Annotated in this window: 5 protein-coding genes; 4 read left to right on the forward strand and 1 reads right to left on the reverse strand. The window is 62.0% G+C overall.

Going from position 1 to position 6,574, the window contains the following annotated elements:
• The coding region (locus PDO_RS07595) for a cation-translocating P-type ATPase (protein WP_007599954.1) at positions 1–2,322 on the reverse strand (2,322 nt) is incomplete at its 3' end.
• Between the two features lie 261 nt (positions 2,323–2,583).
• Here PDO_RS07595 and PDO_RS07600 point away from each other — a divergent pair.
• From PDO_RS07600 to PDO_RS07615, 4 genes are all read left to right on the forward strand, one after another.
• Positions 2,584–4,473 (forward strand): peptidylprolyl isomerase, encoded by a 1,890-nt coding sequence (locus tag PDO_RS07600; protein WP_007599955.1) that lies wholly within the window; start codon positions 2,584–2,586, stop codon positions 4,471–4,473.
• 22 nt (positions 4,474–4,495) lie between these two features.
• Entirely contained in the window at positions 4,496–5,518 is a 1,023-nt protein-coding gene (gene trpD, locus PDO_RS07605) for an anthranilate phosphoribosyltransferase (protein WP_007599956.1), read from the forward strand.
• A gap of 9 nt (positions 5,519–5,527) precedes the next feature.
• Complete coding sequence (trpC, locus tag PDO_RS07610; RefSeq protein WP_007599957.1) at positions 5,528–6,343, forward strand: indole-3-glycerol phosphate synthase TrpC; 816 nt, start codon at positions 5,528–5,530, stop codon at positions 6,341–6,343.
• The coding region (locus PDO_RS07615) for a cyclic pyranopterin monophosphate synthase MoaC (RefSeq protein ID WP_007599958.1) at positions 6,340–6,574 on the forward strand (235 nt) is incomplete at its 3' end. The genes trpC and PDO_RS07615, both read left to right, overlap by 4 nt.

Below are 6,574 nucleotides of genomic sequence, written 5' to 3' on the forward strand. Positions count from 1 at the left end.
GCTTGCCTGGATCGGTGCCATGCCGGCATTCAGCAGGGTGTAAAACACCGCGAGACCGCCGAGCCCCATGACCAATGTTGCCACGACAAGACGGCGTAGCATCAGCCGATCGAAGAGTGCCTCATCCGGCCGTCGGGCCGTACGGGTGAGCTCATCGCCTTCTGCAGGTTCGGTCACCAGAGCCACGTCCTGAACGCCGTTGGTGACAAGGTTCAGCCACAGCAGTTGCACGGCACTGAGCGGCATGGGCAGTCCGAGCCCGATGGCCAGTAGAAACAGCAGAACTTCTGCGGCACCGGTGGTGACGAGCATGAAGACGACCTTGCGGATATTGCCATAGGCCACCCTGCCCTCGGTTATGCCGGCAACGATGGAGGCAAAGTTGTCATCGGTCAGGATGATGTCAGCGCTTTCCTTGGCGACATCCGTCCCCTTCAGGCCCATGGCCACACCCACATGTGCATGCTTGAGCGCCGGTGCGTCGTTGACCCCGTCTCCGGTGACCGCAACGAAATGACCATTGCGGGCCAGTGACCGGACGATGGAGAGCTTTTGATCAGGCTTTACGCGGGCAAAGACACGGATATGTCGTGTTAGCTGATCCAGCAGACCTTCGCCCTTTGCCAGCGCCTCGGTCACCTCGTCGCCGGTCGCAACAGAACGATCATCGACCGCAATCCCTGCCCTGCCGGCGATTACCCTTGCCGTGCGCGGGTCGTCCCCCGTAACCACGACGACACCGATACCCGCAGCATTGCAGGCAGCTATCGCGGCCGGAACTTCCGGCCGGATCGGATCCTGCATGCCGGCCAGTCCGAGGAATGTCAGATCCACCAACAGGTGACCGCCGAGGCCATCCTGGCCGATGCGCTCCATTTCACCTTCGGCAAAGGCAAGTACACGCAGCCCGTCGCAGGCCATGTCAGCGATCTGGCGCTCCAGCAGATTTGGATCAAGGGCGACGACCTGTTCCCCGAGCTGCATGTTCGTGCACATGGCAATCAATCGCTCGGGCGCGCCCTTGGCGAATATGCGCAGCCTGTCCTTGGAATGATGGAAGGATGCCGCATATTTCTGCTCCGGCTCGTAAGGCAGACGCCGATGCAGCGGGAACTCCGCCAGCAGCCCGGCTTTCGACAAGCCAGCTTTGTGGGCCGCGGCCAGCAAGGCGATATCCACTGTGTCTCCGCTCGGATCCCACAGGCCGTCACGGCCCTCAAGCTCAGCCTCATTCGGCAGGCTTGCGGCCCGCAACAACAGCGACACCGCTTCGCTTGCCTGGGCGTGTTTGCCATCACGGCAGCGGATCGCGCCATCGGTCGCCTGACCACCACCTGCATCGATCAACCAATGCGTTTCATCGGGCAGCCGGATGTCGGTAACGGTCAGTTCGTTCAGCGTCAATGTCCCGGTCTTGTCGGTGGCGATCATCGTGCAGGAGCCAAGTGCCTCGACGGCCGGCAAATGCCGCACAATGACATGGGCATTCGCCATACGACGCATGCTGATGGCGAGCGCCACCGTGATCGCAATCGGCAACCCCTCCGGGATGGCACTGACGGCCAGACCAACCGACATGGTCAGCAGGCCCACCAGCGGCATACCCCGCCAAAGGCCGATAAAGACCAGAACGACGATCGCCACACCGACCGCATAGGCGATCTGGCGGGTAAACTGCTCCATTCGGATCATCAATGGGGGCTTGGCACTGGAAGGCGCCAGAATGGCACCGGCGATGCGCCCGAGCTCGGTTTGGCTGCCGGTTGCCTGAACACGGCCTGTTGCCCGTCCCCGTGTTACCACGGTGCCGGCATAGGCGAGCTCGCCGACAGCTTTCGCCACGGGCTTTGATTCGCCGGTATGGGCGGCCTCGTCGCATTGCAGGCCTTCCACCTCGAGCAGTTCGATATCGGCGGGCGTCCTTTCGCCACTCTCCATGAGGACGATGTCACCGGGCACCAGGTCGACTGCGTCCAACCTCTGGCGCACGCCATTGCGCACAACGGTTGCCTGTGGCTGTTCCAGCGCTCGCAAGGCGTCTGCGGATTTACCAGCGGAATGCTCCTGAAACGCGCCAATCAAGCCATTGATCGCAAGCACAATCGCAATGAAGCCGGCATCCGTCGTCTCGCCAAGCAGGAGGGACAGGCCGGCGGCGGCAAGCAGGATGTAGATCAGCGGGCTGAAAAACTGGCGCAACAAGACGTTGAAGAATGTTGGTGACGCCGCCACAGGCAAACGGTTCACGCCCCATCTGGCGCGCGCGTCGGCCACCTGATCGGAATTCAGGCCGTGGGAGATATGCGGCGCGACTTCACGCATTCGTGTGTCCATCACGGCATATCCATCCCGGGTTCAACCATCTTGCCAAGCAGTATGAAAGCATCCCGCGCCGGCCGCTTTGCGCGATGTCAAGTGAATGGCACGTGCCGGCTTGGCCGCCTGCGCAGCCGGGACGCGAGGCCTTCGCTACCGGTTGCAGGCTTTTCGCCAAACGAGCCTTCATTTCCTCGGCGGTTTGATTTAAGGAAGTCCACCCGCTTCGCCCGATGCGAAGGCTTGTCATGAGGTAATTGCGTTCCGATGCTCGTCATTTTGAGAAAAGCTTCCCAAACCCTGGTCGCCAAAGTGCTTATGTCGATGCTTGTCATCTCATTTGCAGTCTGGGGCGTTTCCGCCTCCCTGTTCAGCACCACGTCGAACTCCGTGGTCACCGTTGGCGATCAGACCGTATCGGCGAGCGACTTCGCATTTGCCTATCAAAGGCAGGTCACTGATCTCAGCCGACGCTTCGGCACCCAGCTGACGACGGAACAAGCGCGCGCGCTCGGCATCGAAACCCAGGTGTTCTCGCAGCTTGCAGCCGGGGCTGCGCTGGACCAGCTCGCAACCGACATGAATCTCGGTCTGTCGCAGGATCGCCTGGCACAGCTGATTGCCGAAGATCCGGCCTTCAAGAACGCTGCCGGCGCTTTCGATCGCCAGCTGTTCGCCTCGCGTCTCGCCAATGCCGGCCTGCGCCAGGACGACTATATCGAAGAACGGTCGAAGGTGGCGATCCGCAGCCAGATCGTCGATGCGACAGCGGACGGCTTTACGGCACCCAAGGTTCTTGTCGATGCGCTGAAGGCCTATCGCTACGAAAATCGCGATATCAATTACGTTCTCCTGACCAATGCCAATATCGATCCTGTCAAGGCTCCGGACGATGCAACGCTGGCCGCATGGTTCCAGACAGCCAAAGCCGGATACCGCGCGCCGGAGTATCGCAGCTTCACCTATGTGAAGCTGGAACCGGCCGACATTGCTGACAAGGCGGCAATCTCGGATGAAGCGATCCGCGCCGACTATGAGAAGCGCAAGGCGAGCTATGAAATCGCCGGGACGCGCACGATCGAGCAGCTCACGTTCGAGACCCGCGAACTGGCAGACGCCGCCGCCGCTGAACTCGCGTCCGGCACGCCGTTCGACCAGCTGGTGTCCGACCAGGGCAAGACCGCAGGTGACGTGCTTCTGGGCGATTTCTCCCGCGAGAAGCTGCCTGATGCTGCGCTGGCCAATGCAGCCTTTGCCGTCACCAAGGAAGGCGGCACGACGTCTGTTGTCGAAGGCGCACTGGGTCCGGTGATCCTGCGCGTCACCAATATCAAGGAAGGCCGCACCCGGACGCTGGACGAAGTGAAGGAAGAAATCCGCGAGGCGCTGGCAGAGTCTGCCGCGATCGCCGATATCACCACGGTTCACGATCAGTTCGAAGACCTGCGCGCCGGCGGTACTGCGCTCAAGGAAGCTGCGGAGCAGCTGAAGCTCAAGCCGATCACGGTCGACCTCATCGACAGGCGCGGTCTGGATGGCCGCGACACGGAAGTTGCAGGCATTCCGGAACGTGATGCGCTGCTCGCCGAAGTCTTCAAGACCGATATCGGGGTCGAGGCTCTGCCGGTCAATGTCGGCAATAGCGGCTACATCTGGTTCGATGTGACTGACATCAAGCCGGAACGCGATCGCGAACTGGCGGAAGTGCGTGAAAAGGCTGTTGCAGACTGGTCAGCCGAGCAGCAGAAGATTGCGCTTGGCGCAAAGGCCGAAGGCCTGCGCAAGCGGGTCGCAGACGGTGGAAAGCTGGAAGACGTCGCTGCCGAACTCGGTGTTGCGGTTGAAAGCAAGGCCGGTCTGACACGCCGTAGCGAAGACGCCGTTCTCGGTTCGGCGGCCATCGTTGCTGCCTTCGGCGGCCCGGTTGGCACTGTTGCAAGCGCTGCGGGCGCCGACCCGACAACGCAGATCCTGCTCACGGTCACTGCCGTGCGCGATCAGCCGAGCGGCAGCGTGCTCAACAATGAGGACGAGCAGATCGTGTCCATGGCCAATGCCGCCGGCGACGACATTCTCGACCAGATGGTGACCCAGTTGCAGTCCGACTATGGCGTGACCTTCAATCAGGCGCTGGCCCAGCAGGCCATGGTCCGCTAACAGCAGCCCCGGGGGGATAAAAATGTCAGGCTTGAAGCCCTTCATCGCGAAGATCGCCACCCGTGAGTCGCTGACGCGCCAGGAAGCGAGTGACGCCTTCGAAATCCTGATGTCCGGCGAAGCCAGCCCGGCTCAGATCGGCGGTTTCCTGATGGGCCTTCGGGTGCGTGGCGAAACCGTTGACGAAATCGCTGGCGCCATCTCGATCATGCGCCAGAAGATGGTCACGGTCGAAGCGCCGGCAGACGCCATCGACATTGTCGGCACAGGCGGCGACGGGACAAATACCTACAACATCTCGACACTGGCGGCTCTGATCGTTGCCGGTGCGGGTGTTCCCGTCGCCAAGCATGGCAACAGGGCATTGAGCTCGAAGTCCGGAACGGCAGACGCCCTTTCACAACTGGGCGTCAAGCTGGACATCGATCCCGACATGATCGCACGCTGCATCCGGGAAGCGGGCATCGGGTTCATGTTCGCGCAATTGCACCATCCGGCCATGCGCCATGTCAGCCCGACGCGGGTGGAGTTGGGAACGCGGACGATTTTCAACATCATCGGCCCGCTGTCGAGCCCGGCCAATGTCAAGCGTCAGTTGTTCGGCGTCTATTCGCCGGAATGGCTGATACCGGGTGCGGAAGCCCTGCGCGATCTCGGACTGACAAGCGCCTGGGTAGTCCATGGCAGTGGCCTCGACGAAATCACCACCACAGGCCCCTCGCAGGTCGCGGCGTTGAAAGATGGCGAGATCACCACGTTCGAACTGACACCCGCTGACTTCGGTGTGCCGACTGTCGGACTGGAAGCCATCCGCGGCGGTGACGGCATCGTCAATGCTGCCGCGCTGCTCGATGTTCTGAATGGAGCCAAGACCGCCTATCGCGACGTGGCGCTGTGCAATGCAGCAGCCTCGCTGATCGTGGCCGGCAAGGCTGCCGACATCCCCGAAGGCATGCACCTCGCCAGCCGTTCGCTCGACAGCGGCAGTGCTCGCGCCGCGCTGGAGAAACTGATCGCCATTTCCAATTCCGCCGTGTCGAGCTAAGCTTCCTTCATGACAGACATTCTCAAACGCATCGAAATCTACAAGCGCGAAGAAATAGCAGCGGCCAAGGCCGCGCGCCCGATCGAAACTCTCAGGGCGACGATCGAGACACAGAGCGCACCACGCGGCTTTTACAAGGCGCTTGTCAGGGCACAGGCCGAAGGTCATTTTGGCCTGATTGCTGAAATCAAGAAGGCGAGCCCGTCAAAAGGCCTGATCCGTCCCGATTTCGATCCGCCGTCTCTGGCTGCAGCCTATGAGGCCGGCGGTGCGGCATGCCTGTCGGTGCTGACCGACGCGCCGAGCTTCCAGGGCGCGCCGGAGTTTCTCGGCGCTGCCCGCGATGCCTGCTCGTTGCCGGCGCTGCGCAAGGATTTCATGTTCGAGACCTATCAGATCGTCGAGGCTCGCGCCTGGGGTGCCGACTGCATCCTGCTGATCATGGCTTCGCTGTCCGACGATCAGGCGGCAGAGCTTGAAAGCGAGGCGCTGGCGCTCGGCATGGACGTGCTCGTCGAAGTGCACGACGCCGAGGAGATGGAACGAGCCCTGAAGCTTGCCTCGCCACTGATCGGCATCAACAACCGAAATCTTCGCACCTTCGACGTCAGCCTCACGGTCAGCGAAGAACTCGCGCCAATGGTTCCGGCCAACAGGCTTCTGGTCGGCGAGAGCGGCATCTTCACCCATGCTGACTGCCAACGCATGCAGGCGGTCGGTATCACCACCTTCCTGGTCGGCGAAAGCCTGATGCGCCAGGACGACGTCACGGCAGCCACCCGTGCCCTGCTGACCGGCGCGTCCGGGACGATGGCCGCCGAATGAGCAGCGACCGACCCGGCCTCACCCATATCGGCGCAACAGGCGAAGCGCACATGGTCGATGTCGGCGACAAGGCCGAGACGGTTCGCGTGGCGATGGCCGAAGGCCAGGTACGCATGGCAGCCGAGACGCTGCAGATCATCCGGGACGGCAATGCCAAGAAAGGCGACGTTATCGCCACGGCGCGCATTGCCGGCATCATGGCGGCAAAGCAGACCTCGAACCTCATTCCGC

Origin of the sequence: Rhizobium sp. PDO1-076 (assembly GCF_000247475.1) — a bacterium.
Lineage (GTDB): Bacteria > Pseudomonadota > Alphaproteobacteria > Rhizobiales > Rhizobiaceae > Allorhizobium.